The 20,907-nt window shown below is 55.0% G+C and carries 21 protein-coding genes; 4 read left to right on the plus strand and 17 right to left on the minus strand.

The window, feature by feature from the left end:
• Positions 1 to 59 precede the first annotated feature (59 nt).
• The 16 genes from M8014_RS17660 to M8014_RS17735 all read right to left on the minus strand — a co-directional run bounded on the left by M8014_RS17660 (position 60) and on the right by M8014_RS17735 (position 15,062).
• Positions 60 to 2,465 carry a T6SS phospholipase effector Tle1-like catalytic domain-containing protein gene (locus M8014_RS17660; protein ID WP_271283692.1) on the minus strand — a complete coding sequence of 802 codons (2,406 nt, stop codon included), beginning with the start codon at positions 2,463 to 2,465 and terminating at the stop codon, positions 60 to 62.
• Positions 2,438 to 3,007 carry a Tli1a family immunity protein gene (locus M8014_RS17665; protein ID WP_271283693.1) on the minus strand — a complete coding sequence of 190 codons (570 nt, stop codon included), beginning with the start codon at positions 3,005 to 3,007 and terminating at the stop codon, positions 2,438 to 2,440. The genes M8014_RS17660 and M8014_RS17665 overlap by 28 nt, the downstream gene beginning before the upstream one ends.
• A 136-nt stretch (positions 3,008 to 3,143) precedes the next feature.
• The gene (locus M8014_RS17670; RefSeq protein ID WP_271283694.1) at positions 3,144 to 3,395 is read right to left on the minus strand and encodes a hypothetical protein; all 252 of its coding nucleotides are present in this window, start codon (positions 3,393 to 3,395) and stop codon (positions 3,144 to 3,146) included.
• Positions 3,385 to 3,777, minus strand: a complete 393-nt coding sequence (locus M8014_RS17675) for a hypothetical protein (protein WP_271283695.1) — start codon at positions 3,775 to 3,777, stop codon at positions 3,385 to 3,387. The genes M8014_RS17670 and M8014_RS17675 overlap by 11 nt, the downstream gene beginning before the upstream one ends.
• A complete protein-coding gene (locus M8014_RS17680) occupies positions 3,750 to 4,319 on the minus strand; it encodes a Tli1a family immunity protein (protein ID WP_271283696.1) in 570 nt (189 codons plus the stop codon). Before M8014_RS17680 ends, M8014_RS17675 begins: the two co-directional genes overlap by 28 nt.
• Positions 4,320 to 4,455: 136 nt before the next feature.
• On the minus strand, positions 4,456 to 4,707 hold the full coding sequence (locus M8014_RS17685; protein ID WP_271283697.1) for a hypothetical protein: 252 nt from the start codon (positions 4,705 to 4,707) through the stop codon (positions 4,456 to 4,458).
• Positions 4,697 to 5,089: a hypothetical protein gene (locus M8014_RS17690; RefSeq protein ID WP_271283698.1), complete on the minus strand. Its 393-nt coding sequence runs from the start codon at positions 5,087 to 5,089 to the stop codon at positions 4,697 to 4,699. The genes M8014_RS17685 and M8014_RS17690 overlap by 11 nt, the downstream gene beginning before the upstream one ends.
• A complete protein-coding gene (locus tag M8014_RS17695; RefSeq protein ID WP_271283699.1) occupies positions 5,062 to 5,631 on the minus strand; it encodes a Tli1a family immunity protein in 570 nt (189 codons plus the stop codon). Before M8014_RS17695 ends, M8014_RS17690 begins: the two co-directional genes overlap by 28 nt.
• Before the next feature lie 157 nt (positions 5,632 to 5,788).
• The gene (locus tag M8014_RS17700) at positions 5,789 to 6,844 is read right to left on the minus strand and encodes a DUF2235 domain-containing protein (RefSeq protein WP_271283700.1); all 1,056 of its coding nucleotides are present in this window, start codon (positions 6,842 to 6,844) and stop codon (positions 5,789 to 5,791) included.
• On the minus strand, positions 6,817 to 7,386 hold the full coding sequence (locus M8014_RS17705) for a Tli1a family immunity protein (protein WP_271283701.1): 570 nt from the start codon (positions 7,384 to 7,386) through the stop codon (positions 6,817 to 6,819). The genes M8014_RS17700 and M8014_RS17705 overlap by 28 nt, the downstream gene beginning before the upstream one ends.
• Positions 7,387 to 7,522: 136 nt before the next feature.
• Positions 7,523 to 9,859, minus strand: coding sequence for a phospholipase effector Tle1 domain-containing protein (locus tag M8014_RS17710; RefSeq protein WP_271283702.1), 2,337 nt, complete (start codon positions 9,857 to 9,859; stop codon positions 7,523 to 7,525).
• A complete protein-coding gene (locus M8014_RS17715; RefSeq protein WP_271283703.1) occupies positions 9,832 to 10,401 on the minus strand; it encodes a Tli1a family immunity protein in 570 nt (189 codons plus the stop codon). The genes M8014_RS17710 and M8014_RS17715 overlap by 28 nt, the downstream gene beginning before the upstream one ends.
• Before the next feature lie 74 nt (positions 10,402 to 10,475).
• Positions 10,476 to 11,237 carry a DUF4123 domain-containing protein gene (locus M8014_RS17720; RefSeq protein WP_271283704.1) on the minus strand — a complete coding sequence of 254 codons (762 nt, stop codon included), beginning with the start codon at positions 11,235 to 11,237 and terminating at the stop codon, positions 10,476 to 10,478.
• A 27-nt stretch (positions 11,238 to 11,264) separates the two neighbouring features.
• Positions 11,265 to 12,407, minus strand: coding sequence for a hypothetical protein (locus M8014_RS17725; protein WP_271283705.1), 1,143 nt, complete (start codon positions 12,405 to 12,407; stop codon positions 11,265 to 11,267).
• On the minus strand, positions 12,404 to 12,661 hold the full coding sequence (locus M8014_RS17730; protein ID WP_271283706.1) for a PAAR domain-containing protein: 258 nt from the start codon (positions 12,659 to 12,661) through the stop codon (positions 12,404 to 12,406). Before M8014_RS17730 ends, M8014_RS17725 begins: the two co-directional genes overlap by 4 nt.
• Before the next feature lie 25 nt (positions 12,662 to 12,686).
• Positions 12,687 to 15,062: a type VI secretion system Vgr family protein gene (locus tag M8014_RS17735; protein ID WP_271283707.1), complete on the minus strand. Its 2,376-nt coding sequence runs from the start codon at positions 15,060 to 15,062 to the stop codon at positions 12,687 to 12,689.
• A 597-nt stretch (positions 15,063 to 15,659) separates the two neighbouring features.
• Between M8014_RS17735 and M8014_RS17740 the strand changes: the two genes are divergently transcribed.
• From M8014_RS17740 to M8014_RS17750, 4 genes are all read left to right on the plus strand, one after another.
• Positions 15,660 to 17,147, plus strand: coding sequence for a carboxypeptidase M32 (locus M8014_RS17740; RefSeq protein WP_271283708.1), 1,488 nt, complete (start codon positions 15,660 to 15,662; stop codon positions 17,145 to 17,147).
• Positions 17,148 to 17,299: 152 nt separating this feature from the next.
• Positions 17,300 to 17,617 (plus strand): acid resistance repetitive basic protein Asr, encoded by a 318-nt coding sequence (gene asr / locus M8014_RS17745; RefSeq protein ID WP_271283934.1) that lies wholly within the window; start codon positions 17,300 to 17,302, stop codon positions 17,615 to 17,617.
• A gap of 93 nt (positions 17,618 to 17,710) precedes the next feature.
• Positions 17,711 to 17,794: a small membrane protein YdgU gene (gene ydgU, locus M8014_RS22965; protein ID WP_472924514.1), complete on the plus strand. Its 84-nt coding sequence runs from the start codon at positions 17,711 to 17,713 to the stop codon at positions 17,792 to 17,794.
• Positions 17,795 to 17,896: 102 nt separating this feature from the next.
• Positions 17,897 to 18,718: a trypsin-like serine peptidase gene (locus M8014_RS17750; protein ID WP_271283709.1), complete on the plus strand. Its 822-nt coding sequence runs from the start codon at positions 17,897 to 17,899 to the stop codon at positions 18,716 to 18,718.
• 1 nt (position 18,719) lies between these two features.
• Here the strand turns inward: M8014_RS17750 and M8014_RS17755 are convergent, their stop codons facing one another.
• Positions 18,720 to 20,882 (minus strand): bifunctional diguanylate cyclase/phosphodiesterase, encoded by a 2,163-nt coding sequence (locus M8014_RS17755; protein WP_271283710.1) that lies wholly within the window; start codon positions 20,880 to 20,882, stop codon positions 18,720 to 18,722.
• Positions 20,883 to 20,907: the final 25 nt, after the last annotated feature.

Raw genomic sequence — 20,907 nt, forward strand, 5'->3', positions numbered from 1 at the left:
TGAATAACAGCGTGTTATTTAAATGAATAAAATATAGCGAGTTGTTTACGCCGCGAAAATTACGATAGCAGGGCTTTAAATGCCCCACTCTTAATATCACGGTATATTTTCCCCAGAATACCCGACACCGTTTTAGGTTCAGCCAGATCGGTTTGCACCTGGGTAACAATATCCCCGATATTAATATCGACGACGGCGTTTATCCGCTGGCCAAATTGCTTGACCGAATCCCAGTTATCGTCATCCGTGTCATACACCGTGCGCAGGGAAAAATAACCGTGCGTCAGCGAGGAGTGCAGCGGGTCGTGATTATATTTCGCCACGGTGTCATGCACGTAATTATCCAAAAAGTCCATCATCTGGGGCGATGTCATTAACGCAGGTCGTCGGGCGTCACCGTTTTTCTTGATCTGCAAAAATTCAGCGTCCTGCGCGGCAATCAGCTTACCCCCCAGCTGGTCGGTTGCGGTGCCGGGGATAACGTCCAGCGATATCAGGGCCAGCAGCGCCATAATCCCGGTGTGGCTGAAGTCATACTGCCCCGCAGCCCGATCCAGGCGGTCCCGATCGATAAGCGGCACATCACGCGGGCTGCTGCTCTGTTGCGCTGGCTGTGTGTCCGCCTGCAGCTCAGCATCGTCGTTGCGGGCCTGCTGGTAAAAGGGCTGAATGGTGTAATGCCTGGCAGCAAGATCCGGGCTGGCAAAACGCTCGGTGCGCCAGGCCGTTATCCAGCTCAGGTGATCCGCCAGAATCACCTCCAGCGCTTTGACTTTCAGCGGGACGTAGACCGCCGCAGGCAGTTTACCGGCGTTCCCGGCCTCAGCACTTTTTTTGTGCGCGGCTTCGGCCTTTTTCGCCGCCGATGCCCGGGCCTTCTGGACCGCCTGATCCGGAGCCTTGCCCTGCGCTATTGCAATGGCCGCGATTTCAGCTTCGTTTATGGCGCCCTCTGCCGACTTTGATGCCTCCTTCTGTGCATTTATGGCCTGCCAGGCATTGAAGTGGGTGATGACTTCGGGTGATATTTTGAACTGATTCATTACATCGCCTTGCATTATTCGGTAGGTTTTGTCTTTGACAACCTCGGGCAGGACATCCTGTGGAACGCTCAATGGCGCACCGGCATCGAAGGCGGCGGCATACATATCGTGCAGGGCAATCTGCGACAGCAGCTGACGGGAATCCGTCTGAACCTTGCCCAGCTCGGTGGGCTTGCAGTCACCGCCAATATCAGCATGAACGCCGGGGTAAACCACCTCCACCGCCCCCGTCGGGTATTTGCCATCCGGGCGACGGATGGAGTCCAGGGGCAGGTCGCCGTGCTGCTCCAGCCCGGCGACGAAGTGGCAGCAGCTTTTCACCAGCCCGGCCGTTTTGGGCAACTGCAGGCTGTTGGCTGCCCACCCCAGATGCCCGGTAGCCGATGGCAGAATATGCGGCACCCCGACTGAGGAAACTGAATCCATCAGCCCCAGAAAGTCGATACTGACGGGGATACCCAGCAGCGTGGGTCCGGACGGTAACACGCTGCCTTCCGGTGCCGTATGAGGCGCATTGAGGGGCATCGGAGTCTTGTCCAGCAATGCCTCCAGCCCGCAGGCAAAGGCCCGGGCGGTGGCGGCACCCCGGCAGTAGCCGTAGACAAACAGCTTAATTTTCGGGATGCGCTTCTGCGCCCTGTAAATATATTCCCGGGTGGGCTGCAGGGGCCACTGGGGCACCACCTTGCCCAGGTAGATATCGCAGAATTCGTTGATAGCGTTTTTGCGGTTAAAGCCTTTGGTAATTACCGAGAAGGGCCAGTTGGTGGCCATTTTCTGGCGGTAGACTCCCAGGGCACCATCTTCGACTGAGGTGTGTGTTACTGCATAGACAATGCTGCTGAAGGTTTTCAGTAAGGCCTGGTTAATGCGGTCTTCCCCTCCGTTGGCAAACAGCTCCCCATCGAGAGAATAATCGTCCTCGCCAATCTGTGGAAAACGCGCTCCGCAGCCGGGGAAATAGTAGCTGAAGTAACCGTCGGCTTCCGCCTTTTTCGCCTGATCGGTCCAGTTTGCCGCATGGTAGAGCTTGCCTATGTTGGTAAGTGCTGGTTTTGGCGAACCATACGCGTTATCTGCATCCTGTTCATTACAGCAGGTACCATCGAAGAACAGGCTGATATGCAGACTTCCGGCGCAGTCCGTTATCGGCTTTTCGTCTGGTTGTTGAGACTGACCCCGTGCTAAATCTTCCAGACGCTGTCGGGCATAGTTACCTTCGGTCAGCGTTTTGCTTGATGGCAGGCGCCCGTACTCGCTTATTCCCCCCTGTTTTTCATCCTTTGCAGGTACCGGAAACGGTGGTGGTACCCAGGCGGCTTCTGCTGCAGACACACTGGTTGCAGAAGGCGTTGCCCCTTTTTTAAAGGCGTCGATAAGTGCTTTAATGGTTTTCAGCGTGCTGTCTGAGGCATCGGACATACGATGTTCTCCTTAATATGATCAATAAGTATTTTTTGGCCCTTTTGGATGTAATCTGGATCAGGTGGCACTGGGTATTCACCTGTCTCAGGAGCTCTGCAGGAACGCACTATCCGTACCTTATCGCAGGGAAATATATGCACATCAAAACCACATCCCTGACCCTTCTCCCAGCGTTCAACAGGCACAGTAATGGGACCGTGGCGCTGGTAATATTTTGCATAATTATCAGGCATATCACTCAATTTCATCCATGAGTTAGGGTCGGAAGTCCATGTCACCTGCGCCGACAGGCCCGGTTTCCAGACATCTGGCACCATTACGCAGCAGTAGCCACCGCCGCCGCCGTAGGAGTTGGCTCTCGGTCCTCCGTAACCATCAACCTGAACCACGACAATGGCATCCGGTCCGTGGTTATAAACGTTTAAATCGGCACCGCTCATACCGTCCAGTTTATGGTCCCTACAGGCCATCAACATTAAAAGACCAATTGCATTCAGCGCTGCCCGTCCGGTTGAGGTATATAGTCTGGGATTTATCATTCAGTATCCTTAGTGAATGTTGATTTATTAATGACGTAATAACGTCGATTACTGTTAACTCATTTATTTCAGACAGGACCACAGTCAGAAATAAATAAATTTCCAGAGTGGCTGCGAATTTTTAAAAAGACATATTTTATGCGATGGCATATCTATCAGGATTTACTAGTAAAGCGACAACCGCAGCATTAATGTCGATGACGGCTTCTATCCGCTGGCCAAATTGCTTGACCGAATCCCAGTTATCGTCATCCGTGTCATACACCGTGCGCAGGGAAAAATAACCGTGCGTCAGCGAGGAGTGCAGCGGGTCGTGATTATATTTCGCCACGGTGTCATGCACGTAATTATCCAAAAAGTCCATCACCTGGGGCGATTTAATTAACATTGGTCAGGGCCGGTTTAGGTGAGCCATATACCTCATCCGCATCCTGTTCATTACAACAGGTGCCGTCGAAGAACAGACTGATATGCAGGCTTCCGGCGCAGTCCGTTACCGGCTTTTCGTCTGGTTGTTGAGACTGACCCCGCGCTAAATCTCCCAGACGCTGTCGGGCATAGTTACCTTCGGTCTGCGTTTTGCTTGATGGCAGGCGCCCGTACTCGCTTATTCCCCCCTGTTTTTCATCCTTTGCAGGTACCGGGAACGGTGGTGGCACCCAGGCGGCTTCTGCTGTAGACACACTGGTTGCAGAAGGCGTTGCCCCTTTTTTAAAGGCGTCCACTAGCGCTTTAATGGTATTTAGCGTGCTGTCTGAGGCATCGGACATACGATATTTTCCTTAATATGATCAATGAGTATTTTTTGGGCTTTTTTATGCTCCCCCAGATCTGTTGGAACCGGATACCGGGGATCGTCAGTAGTGTGGCAAGAGCGAACTATCCGCACCTTATCGCAGGGGAAAATATGCACATCAAAACCACACGCCTGATCGTCCGTCCAGCGTTCAAGCGGAACAGTGACTGGACCATGCCGCTGGTAATGACTTGCATGCTCGTCAGGAATATTTCGTGGATCTATCCAGGAATTGGGATCGGAAGTCCAGGTCACCTGAGCGGTCAACCCCGGTCTCCAGACGTTTGGCACCATCACACAGCAGTAGCCGCCGCCGCCGCCATAGGAATTAGCCCCCGGTCCCCCGTAGCCATCAACCTGAACTACGACAATTGCGTCTGGCCCGTGGTTGTAGACATCCAGATCGGCACCGCTCATACCGTCCAGTTTATGGTCCCTGCAGGCCATCAGCATTAAAAGACCAACTGCAGTCAGCGCTGCCCGTCCGGTTGAGGAAAATAGTCTGGGCTTTATCATTCAGTATCCTTAGTGAATGTTGATTTATTAATGACGTAATAACGTCGATTTCTGTTAACTTATTTATTTCAGACAGGACTGAGGTCAGAAACAAATAAACTTCCAGAGTGGTCGTGAGTTTTTAAAAAGACGTGTTTTATGCGAGGGTATATCTATCAGGATTTACCAGGGAAACGACAACCGCAGCATTACTATCGACGACGGCGTTTATCCGCTGGCCTGATTGCTTGACCGAATCCCGGTTATCGTCATCCGTGTCATACACCGTGCGCAGGGAAAAATAACCGTGCGTCAGCGAGGAGTGCAGCGGGTCGTGATTGTATTTCGCCACGGTGTCATGCACGTAATTATCCAAAAAGTCCATCACCTGGGGCGATTTAATTAACATTGGTCAGGGCCGGTTTAGGTGAGCCATATACCTCATCCTCATCCTGTTCATTACAACAGGTGCCGTCGAAGAACAGGCTGATATGCAGGCTTCCGGCGCAGTCCGTTACCGGCTTTTCGTCTGGTTGTTGAGACTGACCCCGCGCTAAATCTTCCAGACGCTGTCGGGCATAATTACCTTCGGTCTGCGTTTTAGTCGCTGGCAGACGCCCATACTCGCTTATTTCCCCCTGTTTTTCATCCTTTGCAGGTACCGGGAACGGTGGGGGTACCCAGGCGGCTTCGGCTGTAGATACGGATGTAGCGGAGGGCTTCGCTCCGGTTTTAAAGGCATCAATCAGGGCTTTAACGGTATTCAGCGTGCTGTCTGAGGTATCGGACATACGATGTTCTCCTTGATATGGTTGATAAGGACGTTTTGCGCTTTTTTGAGTCCATCAGGTTCTGGTTGCACCGGGTATTCGGAAGAATCGCGGGCGCGGCATGAACGCACTATCCGTACCTTATCGCAGGGAAATATATGCACATCAAAACCACATCCCTGCCCCTTCTCCCAGCGTTCAACCGGCACAGTAATGGGGCCGTGGCGCTGGTAATATTTTGCATAATTATCAGGCATATCACTCAATTTCATCCATGAGTTGGGGTCGGAAGTCCAGGTTACCTGCGCCGACAGGCCCGGTTTCCAGACATCTGGCACCATTACGCAACAATATCCGCCCCCGCCGCCGTAGGAATTGGCTCTCGGCCCTCCGTAACCATCGACCTGAACCCCTACAATGGCATCCGGTCCGTGGTTATAGACATTTAAATCAGCACCGCTCATTCCGTCCAGTTTATGGTCCCTGCAGGCCATCAGCATTAAAAGACCAACTGCAGTCAGCGCTGCCCGTCCGGTTGAGGAAAATACTCTGGGCTTTATCATTCAGTATCCTTAGTGAATGTTGATTTATTAATGACGTAATAACGTCGATTGCTGTTAACTTATTTATTTCAGACAGGACTGAGGTCAGAAATAAATAAATTTCCAGAGTGGTCGTGAGTTTTTAAAAAAAAACGTGCTTTATGCGATGACATACCTATCAGGATTTACCAGGGAAACGACTGTGCGGCACCCCGACGGAGGAAACTGAATCCATCAGCCCCAGAAAGTCGATACTGACGGGGATACCCAGCAGCGTGGGTCCGGACGGTAACACGCTGCCTTCCGGTGCCGTATGGGCTGCGTTAAGTGGCATCGGAGTCTTGTCCAGCAATGCCTCCAGCCCGCAGGCAAAGGCCCGGGCGGTGGCGGCCCCCCGGCAGTAGCCGTAGACAAACAGCTTGATTTTCGGAATGCGCTTCTGCGCCCTGTGAATATATTCCCGGGTGGGCTGCAGGGGCCACTGCGTCACCACCTTGCCCAGGTAGATATCACAGAATTCGTTGATAGCGTTTTTGCGGTTAAAGCCCTTGGTTATCATCGAGAAAGGCCAGTTGGTGGCCATTTTCTGGCGGTAGACTCCCAGGGCACTGTCTTCGACTGAGGTGTGTGTTACGGCATAGACAATGCTGCTGAAGGTTTTCAGTAAGGCCTGGTTAATCCGGTCTTCTCCCCCGTTGGCAAACAGCTCGCCGTCGAGAGAATAGTCGTCCTCGCCAATCTGTGGAAAACGCGCCCCGCAGCCGGGGACGTAGTAGCTGAAATAACCATCATCGGCAGGAGAAAAATTTCCTTTTCCCTGCCAGTTTGCTGCATGGTAGAGCCTGCCGATATTGGTCAGGGCCGGTTTAGGTGAGCCATACACCTCATCCGCATCCTGTTCATTACAACAGGTACCGTCGAAGAACAGGCTGATATGCAGGCTTCCGGCGCAGTCCGTTACCGGCTTTTCGTCTGGTTGTTGAGACTGACCCCGTGCTAAATCTTCCAGACGCTGTCGGGCATAATTACCTTCGGTCAGCGTTTTGGTCGAAGGCAGGCGCCCGTGCTCTTTTAATTCGTCCTGTTTTGCGTCCTTTGCCGGGACCGGAAACGGTGGCGGCACCCAGGCGGCTTCGGCTGTGGATACGGATGTAGCGGAGGGCTTCGCTCCGGTTTTAAAGGCATCAATCAGGGCTTTAACGGTATTCAGCGTGCTGTCTGAGGTATCGGACATACGATGTTCTCCTTGATATGGTTGATAAGGACATTTTGTGCTTTTTTGATTCCATCAGGTTCAGGTTTAACAGGGTACTCTGGAGTCCCACGAGCTCTGCAGGAACGCACTATCCTTACCTTATCGCAGGGAAAAATATGCACATCAAAACCGCATCCCTGCCCCTTCTCCCAGCGTTCAATCGGCACTGTAACAGGGCCATGGCGCTGGTAATGGCTCGTATGATCATCAGGAATATTGCGCGGATCTATCCAGGAGTTGGGGTCAGAAGTCCAGGTTACCTGCGCAGTCAATCCCGGCCTCCAGACGTCAGGCACCATCACACAGCAGTAGCCGCCACCCCCACCGTAAGGGTTAGCCCTTGGTCCGCCATATCCATCAACCTGTACAACCACAATGCTGTCCGGCCCATGGTTATAAACGTTTAAATCGGCACCGCTCATTCCGTCCAGTTTATGGTCCCTGCAGGCCATCAGCATTAAAAGACCAACTGCAGTCAGCGCTGCCCGTCCGGTTGAGGAAAATACTCTGGGCTTTATCATTCAGTATCCTTAGTGAATGTTGATTTATTAATGACGTAATAACGTCGATTGCTGTTAACTTATTTATTTCAGACAGAGCTGAAGTCAGAAATAAATAAATTTCCAGCGTGGTCATGGATTTTTAATAACGAGTATCTTATGCGGCAGAATATCTATCAAGATTCACCAGGGAAACGACAACCGCAGCATTGCTATCGGCGACGGCGTTTATCCGCTGGCCTGATTGCTTAACCGAATCCCGGTTATCGTCATCTGTGTCATACACCGTGCGCCGGGAAAAATAACCGTGCGTCAGCGAGGAGTGCAGCGGGTCGTGATTATATTTCGCCACGGTGTCATGCACGTAATTATCCAAAAAGTCCATCATCTGCGGCGATGTCATTAACGCAGGTCGTCGGGCGTCACCGCTTTTCTTGATCTGTAAAAACTCGGCATCCTGCGCGGCAATCAGCTTACCTCCCAGCTGGTCGGTTGCGGTGCCGGGGATAACGTCCAGCGATATCAGGGCCAACAGCGCCATAATCCCGGTGTGGCTAAAGTCATACTGCCCTGCCGCCCGATCCAGCCGGTCCCGATCGATAAGCGGCACATCACGCGGGCTGCTGCCCTGTTGCGCTGGCTGTGCGTCCGCCTGCAGTTCAGCATCGTCGTTGCGGGCCTGCTGGTAAAAGGGCTGCATGTTGTAATGCCTGGCGGCAAGTTCCGGGCTGGCAAAACGCTCGGTGCGCCAGGCCGTTATCCAGCTCAGGTGATCCGCCAGAATCACCTCCAGCGCTTTGGCTTTCAGCGGGACGTAGACCGCGGCGGGCAGTTTATTGGCGTTTCCGGCCTCAGCACTTTTTTTGCGCGCGGCTTCGGCCTTTTTCGCCGCTGCTGCCCGGGCCTGCTGGACCGCCTGATCCGGATCCTTGCCCTGCGCTACCGCAATGGCCGCGATTTCTGCTTCGTTTATGGCGCCCTCTGCCGACTTTGATGCCTCCTTCTGTGCAGTTATTGCCTGCCAGGCGTTGAAGCGGCTGATGACTTCGGCAGAGATTTTGAACTGAGTTAATACGTCAACATCCATTATCCGATAGGTTTTTTCTTTGACAACGTCGGGCAGGACGTTTTGCGGAACGCTCAGCGGTGCACAGGCATCGAAGGCAGCGGCATACATATCGTGCAGGGCAATCTGCGACAGCAACTGACGGGAATCCGTCTGAACCTTGCCCAGTTCGGTGGGCTTGCAGTCGCCGCCAATATCAGCATGAACGCCAGGGTAAACCACCTCCACCGCCCCCGTGGGGTATTTGCCATCCGGGCAACGGATGGAGTCCAGGGGCAAGTCGCCGTGCTGCTCCAGCCCTGCGACAAAGTGGCAGCAGCTTTTCAGCAGCCCGGCCGTTTTGGGCAGCTGCAGGCTGTTGGCCGCCCACCCCAGATGCCCGGTGGCTGAAGGCAGAATATGCGGCACCCCGACTGAGGAAACTGAATCCATCAGCCCCAGGAAGTCGATGCTGACGGGAATACCCAGCAGCGTGGGTCCGGAGGGTATCACGCTGCCTTCCGGTACCGTACTGGTGGCGTTGAGTGGCATCGGAGTCTTGTCCAGCAGCGCCTCCAGCCCGCAGGCAAAGGCCCGGGCGGTGGCGGCACCCCGGCAGTAGCCGTAGACAAACAGCTTAATTTTTGGAATGCGCTTCTGCGCCCTGTGAATATATTCCCGGGTGGGCTGCAGGGGCCACTGGGTCACCACCTTGCCCAGGTAGATATCGCAGAATTCCGTAATAGCGTTTTTGCGGTTAAAGCCTTTGGTTATTACCGAGAAGGGCCAGTTGGTGGCCATTTTCTGGCGGTAGACTCCCAGGGCACTGTCTTCGACTGAGGTGTGTGTTACCGCATAGACAATGCTGCTGAAGGTTTTCAGTAAGGCCTGGTTAATCCGGTCTTCCCCTCCGTTGGCAAACAGCTCGCCGTCGAGAGAATAGTCGTCCTCGCCAATCTGTGGAAAACGCGCCCCGCAGCCGGGGAAGTAGTAGCTGAAGTAACCGTCGTCTATCGCAGGCGGCGTCTGACCCGTCCAGTTTGCTGCATGGTAGAGCCTGCCAATATTGGTCAGAGCCGGTTTAGGTGATCCGTACACCTCATCCGCATCCTGTTCATTACAACAGGTGCCGTCGAAGAACAGACTGATATGCAGGCTTCCGGCGCAGTCCGTTACCGGCTTTTCGTCTGGTTGTTGAGACTGACCCCGTGCTAAATCCTCCAGACGCTGTCGGGCGTAATTACCTTCGGTCTGCGTTTTGCTTGATGGCAGGCGCCCGTACTCATTTATCTCACCCTGTTTTTCATCCTTTGTTGGTACCGGGAATGGAGGGGGCACCCAGGCAGCTTCCGCTGTGGACGCAGTGGTGGCTGAAGGGGTTGCCCCTTTTTTAAAGGCGTCGATAAGTGCTTTAATGTTTTTCAGCGTGCTGTCTGAGGCATCGGACATACGACATTCTCCTTGATATGGTTGATAAGGACGTTTTGCGCTTTTTTGACTCCATCAGGTTCTGGTTGCACTGGGTATTCGGAGGACGCGGGGCCATGGCAGGAGCGCACTATTCGCACCTTATCGCAGGGGAAAATATGCACATCAAAACCACATCCCTGCCCCTTCTCCCAGCGTTCAACCGGCACAGTAATGGGGCCATGGCGCTGGTAATGGCTCGTATGATCATCAGGAATATTGCGCGGATCTATCCAGGAGTTGGGGTCAGAAGTCCAGGTTACCTGCGCAGTCAATCCCGGCCTCCAGACGTCAGGCACCATCACACAGCAGTAGCCGCCACCCCCACCGTAAGGGTTAGCCCTTGGTCCGCCATATCCATCAACCTGTACAACCACAATGCTGTCCGGCCCATGGTTATAAACGTTTAAATCGGCACCGCTCATTCCGTCCAGTTTATGGTCCCTGCAGGCCATCAGCATAAAAAGGCCGAACGCAGTCAACGCTGCCCGTCCCGTAAAGGAAAAGAGTTTGGGCTTAATCATTTAATATCCTCAAAGCTTGCTGAGTTATTTATCAGGTAAGCAGATCGCGAAAAAACAACCTTCAATTCGATGAATTAGCGTTTACCTAAATGCATTTCATACCAGTCGATTAAATTGCCGATAAAATTATCCTGATGTGCCTGCCAGCCCATTTCCCAGAGCGTGTTGAATTTCTCCTCCTGCGAAGAGAAAAAGGTACTGAACTTTTCAGACGTGGTGAGTAGCTGCGCATCAATGGCCACATCCAGCTTCATCATTTGTTCATCGGTGAAGTTGATTTTTATATCTTCGGGCAAGACCGAGAAATCCAACGCGCATTCGCCCTCCAGCCAGCAGACCTTGCCATCCCGATCCCGGTAGCTCCAGTGATACACCGAACTGATCAGCCACGCCTTTTGTTCCTCCGTCAAAATATGATTTATCAGCACCGGGAAAATACGGGTGTCGTAAAAGCGAACCAGGCCGGAACGCGCCTCCCATGCACCGTCCGCCAGATTACGCATGATGCTGGCTAAGCATGAACACTCCAGCGGGGAGACGAAGATCAGCAGGCCGGGTTTTTGTTCAAATGCCGTCATTAAATCCAGTAACCACTGGCGATGCTGCCAGCAGGCCAGCTCCAGCCGCATCATCAGCGGTGCCATCTCCAGCAGCAGCTCTTCTGGTTGCCCCTTGAACAGCGAATACCACTCCACGGGCGGGGAAAGGCGTAACAGGCCGTCCAGCAGCGGACTGCTTAAAACGCCCTGATCGGCAATAAGGTAGACATTCCGCAGACCCTGCGATCGGGTATTACGCTCAAGCTTCGCGATCCATTCCTGGTGGGTTAAAGACATGATTGTTCCTTGTTATGTCGGTATGTTCTAAGAAGGGGAATTGCCCGTCGGGGTGACGATGCCCAGCGCGAGGCTATGTTGCGGATCCCGGGCTATCCAGCCGCACGGTTGAGCGCATTGCGAGGTATACAGGGCGGCCAGCGTTATCACGATAAGCGGCTCCATCTGCCCGGTATCGCCCCAGTTAACATCCTGCAAAAACTGCGTGATGTTCCAGCCGCTTTGCGCCAGCTCCGGGACGTGCGGCTGGGTAAACACCATGCAGGGATCGGGCGGCGACGTGATCTTGCTTTGCTGCATCCCGCGCGCGCAAGCCCCTAAGATGCTTTCCCCCTGCCCGACGTTATACCTTTCGCCACGCGTAATAAGCGCCGAGCCCTCCCGCGAGACCAGCCACAAAACGGCCGATTCGCCTGCCGGTCTGGCGGAAGCAGACATTGCCGTCAGGGACTGGCACCCCGCCACCAGAATCAGTCGCTCCTCGTGGGGATCGTTTATCCGGGCCGTAATCGCCGATAAGCTGGCCTCTCCCTGCCATTTTTCGGGCATTGCAGGCAGTTGAAGCGCCGGATACGACTCGGCCAGCAATTCGCAAAATGTACGCCATGCCAGCTCGCTTCCCAGCCAGTAACAGTGACTCAGGTGAGGGAGAGCTGCATCGCCCCGCTGCGCCAGCCATTGCCGCACCAGCATGCCAGCCAGCTGCTGCTCACGCGCGTCGGGGTCGCTGACAAAGGAGTGAATCAACCGCAATGTTCGGCCGCCCGCTTCTGTTTTCTCCTCAGGAGTCTGATGTTCTCGCTTGAGCAACTGCTCCCAGTGCTTAGCTTCAGAACCCACCGGCCCCAGCAGCACTGTTTCACGCAGCCCGAATGTTTGTTGATGTCGCGCCCACCAGTCCTGACGCTCCTGCTCAACTAACTGTGCGTAATACTGCGCATGGTGAACAGAGATTCGATAGTGGAGCTGGCGCAGCAGCCAGCCGACCCCGGTCAGCGCGCCCCCGCACGCCATCCCCCACGCCACCAACGCACCGCCCCGATCTACAGCAGGCAGCAACGCCATCCCTGCGCCGCTGAGGAACGCCACAACGGCACCCGCCGTCAGCCAACGTCTGGCCCGCGGAGGGTGAGCTTGTCTGTAGGGAAGATAGTCAGGCTGCGGTCTCATAGGGCGATTTCGCAGTCAGGAAATGAACTCACCAGCGTGCAGCCGCAGGCACAACGGTGGCCGTGCAGGGCGACCGGGCTTCCGTCGACCTCTACCAGCGAACTCCCTTCAACGATCGTCGTCATACCGTGTTTGTTGCAGCTTACCGGGTCACCTTTACAGGCGATCCCCTTTCCAAAGCACGAGTAGTGCCCGCCAATGACCTTACCGCCGTATTCCCGTAATGTATCGCCCTGCCGAATAATCGCTCTCAACGCGAGTTCCTCCAATATTGTTTATTTACTTTGCCCGGGGAACAAATCCCTGAGCCAGTTCCTGAGCACGTTGCAGACAGGGGATACAAACAGAGGTGGGCAGATCGGGAAGCTTGAAATCTTCACTTGCTGGGCCCTGGATTTTATGCCGCCCTTTCAGGCTCAGCAGGCCGGGCCCGTGAATCTCGATTTCCCCCTGCGGAGTCAGGCGAATATATGCGCCGCCGCAGCCGAGGGTGATGCCGTTTTTTGCCGTGAGCTGCAAATGGCCCTGAGTCGACTGAACGGTCACATCCTTAAGTGAGGTCAGCGATAATGTGTCCCCATGCGACTCCACCGTTAGCGGCCCTTGCACCGACACCATCCGCATCCCTTCCCGGTGGGCGAGCAGGGAGATCGCCTGACGGGTGTTCACCGCCAACCGGCGACCGCTGGTCATCGTGATGTCGCTGGCACTTTGCAGGTACAGACCATTACCACTGTGCAGCAGCGTCGTTTCTGGGGTCAGCATACTGATACCTTTCGGCGCGCTCATCAGCAATACGGGCGCGGTCAGATTGGCGGCCTGGCGGGCAAACTGTTTTAGCGTGCTGACATCGGGCGGAATGTTGTAATGCTTACGCGTAATGCTGTCCCAGTCGTTAAGCTGCACGGTCGCGCCGCTAAGCAGTGTCATCGCCGGTGTCATATCCAGCACCGGGCCGGCCGCTTTCATCTGTTCGTCCGCACTGATAAAGATGCCTTTCCCGGCGCGAAGCGAGCCAAAACTGTCGGTGCGCAATTCAAATCCCTCGCCGCGCGGTTTCTTCTCCCGATCGACCAGATGACCGAGGTTCAACTGACTTTTGCCCGCGTACTCGGTGCTGACCTTGATGTGCTCCTTGCCGCGCGTATCATCCAGACGAATTTTGTTGTTCGCGGGGGTTCTGAGGACGTTGCGTTTATAGTTGTAAATCGTGACAGGGTCGGCGTGCGCCGAGTCGTGCAGCACGCCAGCGATGTACGGCCTGTCCGGGTCCCCGTGTTCAAACGCAATCGCCACTTCCGTTCCGGCCAGCAGCGGCAGGTGCAGCCCGTAAGTCTCCCCGGCATACGGGCGGGACTGGCGCACCCACAGGCTTTCTTCACCCGCTTGCCAGCTATCACGGTCAAACAGCAGGTTGACTTTATAGCGCCCGTAGCGGTCGATATGGCCGTATATATCGTTAATTTTGGTGCTGGTGACTCTGGCTGGAAGCGTACCGGCCATTGTCGGTTTAACGATGAGCGCCGGGCGGAAGCCGTAATCGTCTGAATACGGAATGGCCGAAAACGTCACTTCAAAGCTGCGATCGCGGCGGGCGCGGCTATGAATGTGGGTGATCACTACCCCCTTACGGAAGTTTTCCGACACGTCGTCACCGCCGGTGACTTGCAGCTTCTGGCCGGGAGTGAGAGTGGCGCAGTTGGTCTCACCCTTGAGTCGGGTTTGATTGTTGAGGTAGCGCTCATGGCGAAGACGGGCATAAAACGCCCCGCTCTCCGGGGCCGGGTGGCGCTGGCTGCCACCCGGCGTCAGGTAATTATCCGCCCAGTGAAAGGCTTCACCGTAGGTGGTGGCATCGCCCCGGCTGGCATCTACCCTGAGGCTCATATCTTCCTGGGCATTGCGGTAATTGTAATCGCGAGTGAAGACCGATTTTTCGACCACCTGATGGTGGCTTTTCAGCGCCCATACCGATTCGGTACCGCTGTCATTCTGACCGGAGGGGGGAACCGACGGCAGCATAAGACCCTGTTTGACATAACGCACGTCGTCAAAGAATTCCACCACCTCAATATTGAGCCGTGCGTCAGGGGTGATGCGATACCCGATCCCGACTTCACTGAGCAGACGGCTGATAAAGGTCAGATCATCCTCGCCGTACTGCATCACCTGTTCACGGCGCGGGTAGTCATTTGCCAGCATAAAGACAAAATCTTCGCCATGCATGGCATGTCGGGTGCGCAGGATGTGCTCAACTATCTGCGGGACCGACATATCCTGGTAAATTCGGTTCTGGTGACTGCGGGAGAGGAGCGCCATACGCGGCTGCAACGTCAGCGCATAGTGGCCTTCATCGTTGGAGGTCGACAGGCTTTCAAAGCCAGTGACGACACCCTCAATAATGCGCACCGGCTGCATCACTTTGATGCCGAAGCCCTGATCCACTTTTGCCTGCAGAGTCAGAGACGCCCTCTTCATCAGCAGGTCTTTTGCGTCGATGGCTTTATCGATGCAGGTGAATTCAACGGTATAGCAAAACGGGTTACTGAGTTCTTCTTTCCCTTCAAAACACAGCACGTCCAGCAGGGACTTTGCGCCCCGAACTTTCAGTAGATTGTGATTGTGGCTAAATTCCGGCATTTTTATTTCGCTCATACGCGATCCCCTTTATTCCGGTTGTATTCAGACACGCTACCGCCCGTCGCTTTAAACCCAGGCGCACAAGGTCAGTACCGATTGCTGTAGCGAGCGATTGTTGATGGCTCACATTCATTTTATTTATCTGAGCCGCGTGGAATATTATGCATTCCTTTAAATTGCGGAATACAGAAGGTGCGCGGCAATCTTTATTGCGATAAATGATGATAAAAACCGTGAGTGGCTTTTAAAATGCTACGCCAGTTAAATGCGCAAGCAAACCAGCAAGATAACTACAAATGTAAAAATCAGTTACAACACCAACAGCATTCACCAAATTAATATTAAGAATCTAAAAACGCACATTAGGTAATAAATTAAACACGCCAAATAGATTCCCATAGAATTATTCACCCTGAAGAATCATTTTCTGCACGCAATAATAAAACCTGAAGAACACATTTATTAAATAAATACCTCAACCCCAGATCGGGGTTATCCGGTTATTTCTGGTGTAAGGCCCACCCCTTTTTTTAGTGAACGGCAAGTGCTTGAATCGTGCCTGAACCGCTGTATGCTCCCTAACACATGCACAACTCACGATGAGAATTAAGAATGAAAAAAGAGTCATCCTATCAGTCACTTGTCACGACCTTCCAGCGTCTGTCACGCTTCTCGCATCTCTCCTCCATCGCCAGCTGGGATATGTTTACCATGATGCCCGCAGGCGGCAGCGCCGCCCGGGGTGAGGCTCTGGCGGAACTGAGCGTGCTGCAACACCAGATCCTGACCGATAAAAAAGTGGCCGAGTGGCTGCGCAATGCAGAAAGCGAGGATCTTAACGACGTCGAACAGGCCAATCTGCGAGAGATGACCCGCCACTATCAGCAGGCCGCCCTGCTGCCGGAATCGCTGGTTGAAGCCAAATCGCTGGCGGGCAGCAAATGCGAACACGCCTGGCGTACCCAGCGCCCGGCCAACGACTGGCAGGGTTTTTCCGCCAACCTGAAAGAGGTGGTGAAGCTGAGCCGGGAAGAAGCGCGCCTGCGCGCCGAGGCCAAAGGCTGTACTCCTTACGATGCGCTGCTGGATATTTTTGAACCGGACATGACCAGCGCCCGACTGGATGGTCTGTTTGGCGACCTCAAGTCCTGGCTGCCGGATCTGCTCGCGCAGGTGGTTGAGAAGCAAGCCCAGCAGTCATTCGTGCCGCCGCAGGGTCCGTTCCCGACCGCCATTCAGCGCGAACTGGGGCTGGAAGCGATGAAAACCCTCGGCTTCGACTTTAACGCCGGGCGTCTCGACGTCAGCGCCCATCCGTTCTGCGGCGGTGTGCCGGAAGATGTCCGCATCACCACCCGCTACGACGAAGAGGAACTGCTCAGCGCACTGTTTGGCGTGATCCATGAAACCGGCCACGCGCGCTACGAGCAAAACCTGCCGCGCAACTGGCTCGGTCAGCCGGTCGCCCTGGCGCGATCCACTGCCGTTCACGAGTCGCAAAGCCTGTTCTTTGAAATGCAGCTCGGGCGCAGCAATGCGTTTCTGACCCACCTGCTTCCGGCGGTTCAGGAACGTTTCGGCAGCCAGGCGGCGTTTACTCCGGAGAACTTTATCGCCTGGAACCAGCGCGTGAAGCCCGGCTATATCCGCGTCGATGCCGATGAAGTCAGCTACCCGGCGCACGTGGTCCTGCGTTATGAGATTGAACGCGCATTGATCAACGGCGAGATTGAAGTGGACGACATTCCGGCGCTGTGGGACGAGAAGATGCAGGCCTGGCTGGGCTTGTCGACCAAAGATAACTACCGCAACGGCTGTATGCAGGATATCCACTGGACCGACGGCGGGTTTGGCTACTTCCCGTCGTACACCCTGGGCGCGATGTACGCCGCGCAGCTGTTCTCTGCCGCGAAGACCGCCCTGCCGGGGCTGGATGCCGCCATTGCGCAGGGTGATTTCAGCGCCCTGTTTGACTGGCTGCGCCAGAACATCTGGCAGCACGGCAGTCGCTTCACCACCGCGCAGCTGATTGAACAGGCTACCGGAGAAGATCTTAACAGCCGCTATTTCCGCGACCATCTCACCGCCCGCTACCTGTAATAATGGCCCGCGCCGGGTCCAGGACCCGGCGTTGTACATAGCGTTACACGCCGATACCAATCACTCACGGAAGCCCCGGATTTTCAGGGATATAGTTATTTCAACGGCCCCGCAGTGGGGTTAAATGAAAAAACAAATTCGAGGGTAAGATGATGAATAAAGTATTAGCTCTGGTTGTTGCCGCTGCAATGGGTCTCTCTTCTGCTGCATTCGCTGCTGAAACTGTCGCTACCGCTGCACCGGCAGCCACTGCAACCACCTCTGCAGCACCGGCTGCAAAAACCGTGCACCACAAAGCACACAAAAAAGCGCCAGCACAGAAAGCCCAGGCTGCTAAAAAGCACCACAAAAAAGCAGCCACCAAAGCCGAAGCTGCACCTGTAGCGCAGAAAGCGCAAGCCGCTAAAAAGCATCATAAAAAAGCAGTGAAACACCAGGCTGTCGCGCCAACTGCCAAACCAGCAGCGTAAGCCACGTCACTGAAACGTGCCCCCACGGGCACGTTATTTATCCGGCGCTGAACCGGCAAGGTTGCAGCGCCGTTTTTTTATCCGGAGGGCGTTATGTTACAGCGCTATCGGTTTGAGCTGATCCTCATTACGCTTATTTTATGTGCGATCGTCGCCAGCGTATTTTATCTTTCGTGAATGTAGCACGCTGATTTTACTCCCACTTTCCTGCTGTCCCGTCTATAGTTAATAACCAGGGTTCATCTTTTATAATCATAATTATCCCCTTCAGAGTGTGATATGCGTAAATCTGTTGCGGTTGTACTGGGCGCGTTTTGTCTCTGTTCTGGTTTTGCTCATGCGGACGAGAGCGACGATGACGCCGTGAACGTCAAGGAAGTGCAAACGCTGTTTTTTGGTCATGACGATCGCACGCGCGTCACCGACCCGGCGCGTTCCCCCTGGGATGCCATCGGCCAGCTCGAAACGGCCAGCGGCAATCTGTGTACGGCCACCCTTATCACCCCGCATCTGGCGCTGACCGCCGGACACTGCCTGCTGACGCCGCCGAAGGGCAAGCCGGATAAAGCCGTGGCCCTGCGCTTTGTGTCGCAAAAAGGGGTCTGGCGCTATGAGATCCACGGCATTGAGGGACGGGTGGAGCCGTCATTAGGCAAACGGCTGAAAGCCGACGGTGACGGCTGGATCGTGCCGCCGTCTGCCGCGTCGTGGGATTTTGGGCTGGTGGTGTTGCGCTATCCGCCATCGGGAATCACCCCGCTGCCGGTGTTTGCAGGAGATAAAGCTGACCTCACCGCCGCGCTGAAAGTCGCCGACCGTAAGGTCAGTCAGGCGGGCTATCCGGAAGATCATCTGGATATGCTGTATACCCATCAGGACTGCATTGTTACCGGCTGGGCGCAGACCAGCGTCCTGTCGCATCAGTGCGATACCTTACCCGGCGACAGCGGCTCGCCGTTGATGCTCAAAACAGCCGAAGGCTGGCAGGTGATTGGCGTGCAAAGCTCGGCTCCGGCGGCAAAAGATCGCTGGCGCGCGGATAACCGGGCGCTTTCCATCACCGGCTTTCGTGACAAACTGGCCGAGCTGGCTCAGGAGTGATTCAGCAGTGGCGCTGCTGGCGCAGCGCCATAAGCGCCTCAATCGGCAGCGGCTGGCTGTACCAAAAACCCTGCAGCTGATCGCAGCCCGCCAGTCGCAGCAGCTTCATCTGTTTTTCATTCTCCACCCCTTCGGCAACCACCGTCATGCCTAATGCGCTGGCGATGCGGATCGTTCCCCCCACCAGCGCCGACGCCTGATCGTCATTGTCCACCAGCCCGGCCAGCGATTTATCAATTTTAATGGTGTCGAAGTTAAAGCGGCGCAGATAGCCGATACTGGAATAACCGGTGCCAAAATCGTCCAGCGCCACGGCGATCCCCAGCGTCTTAAGGTTGTTAATAGCAGCCCTGGCACGCTCGGGGTTCTCAAGGACGTAATTTTCGGTGACTTCCAGCTGCAGGCGCGTCGCCGGGAAACGGGTTATCGCCAGCACGCTCGCCACCTTCTCTTCAAACTCCGGATCGCGAAACTGTGCGGGCGAGATGTTGACCGACAGTTTTAAATCCGCAAACGGCTCCAGATCTTCACAGGCGCGGCGCAGCACAAACTGCCCGAGGGCGTATATCAAGCCACTGGTTTCGGCGATGGTGATAAAGTCATCCGGTGCCAGTGCCCCGTCCGGGCGACGCGGCCAGCGCACCAGCGCCTCGACGCTGACCATTTTCTGACTCCGGGCATCAATAATAGGCTGATACCAGACGTCGAATTCGCCGTTATCCAGCCCGCTGCGGATCTGGCTTTCAATCGCCAGCCGCCGCTCACGGGCGCTGTTCAGCTCCGCATCATAGTGGGTAACGCGTCCTTTGCCGGTGATTTTGGAGTGGTACATGGCAATATCGGCGCGGCGGAAAAGCTCTGAGCTGTTACATTCCGTCAGAATGCCGCTGGCAATGCCGATACTGGCTCCGATATGGATTGTGCGATCGCCAAGGCGAATTGCCGAGTTAAGATAGTCGAGCACAAAGCCGCCAAAGGCAGAGGCCAGCGCTTCGGCATTGTCTCCGCCGATGGTCATCGCAAATTCATCCCCGCCCATCCGCGCCAGCATGCCATCTTTAGGCACGTTATCACGCAAGGTTTTGGCAATGGTGACGATCAGCTCATCACCCACCTCATGGCCATAAATATCGTTAACGTCCTTAAACCCATCGAGGTCGATAAACACCACGCTTTTACGATCGGTATCGCCGCGCTGGCTCACCCGCTCCAGCTCTTCGATTAACGCTCGACGGTTGGGTAAATGACTGAGCCAGTCAGTGCGGGCCACTTTCCGAGCCTGGCTTTCACCGCGCGCCAGTTTATACAACGCGACGCTGCTGACGAGGATAAACAGCAGGATCAGCGCCGCGGTCAGCAGCACAATCTGGGTAATTTCCAGCGAGGCCGCCTTTGCCGCCGCCGCACCCGGCTGACGCGGCTGCCAGGAGAGGTAGCCCAGCACTTCCCCGGCGGCACTTTTAAAGGGTACGTTGGCCGCGCTGACCCGCTCCGGGGTAAACGTCAGGTTATCAATCTGGAAGGTATTGCCCAAATCGCGCAAAATTTTGGGGTTAAGATGGCGGGTGATCACCAGATAGCGGCGAGTCTGATCCTTCACCGGCAGGGAGCCCACCGTCGGGCGGATCAGCCCCACGCCGACGAACGCCACCCCCGCGCGGGTACGGGTAATACCGGCATAGATCGTTTTGTCGTTCTGTAAGGCATGGGTGTTCTTCTGGATCAGGGATGTGAGTCCAGCCCCGAAGAAATCGAGGTTTTGCTCCGTAAACGGCTGGCTGCGAAACGAGCCCCACAGCACCCGATAATTTTCATTCAGCACAAAGGTGCCGTCATACAGGTTGTTGATCTTAAAGCCCGATCCCCAGGTGTTGAACAGCCAGTGGGTGTCGAGCGTGGGGCGATACGCCTCGCGCACCGCATCGTCCCAGACCGCATTATCAATCACCAGCGACCAGACCCGATTTACCGAGGTCTGAATTGCCCCCTGCACCGAGAGCGCGGTACGTTGTTCATCGATTTCATTGGCCTGGCTGCTGATCAGGTTCAACGAGAGATAGAGTAAGGCAACAACGGAGACGATTAAGCCGATCCCTGCCATAAAAATCATGACAAACAGGGTTCTCGCAGAAGGAATATTGCGCCAGCTTAACGGGTTATGCATTTGTCGTCCTCTTCAATACCCTCAT

Origin of the sequence: Silvania hatchlandensis, assembly GCF_025564065.1 — a bacterium.
In the GTDB taxonomy this organism is placed as follows: domain Bacteria; phylum Pseudomonadota; class Gammaproteobacteria; order Enterobacterales; family Enterobacteriaceae; genus Enterobacter; species Enterobacter hatchlandensis.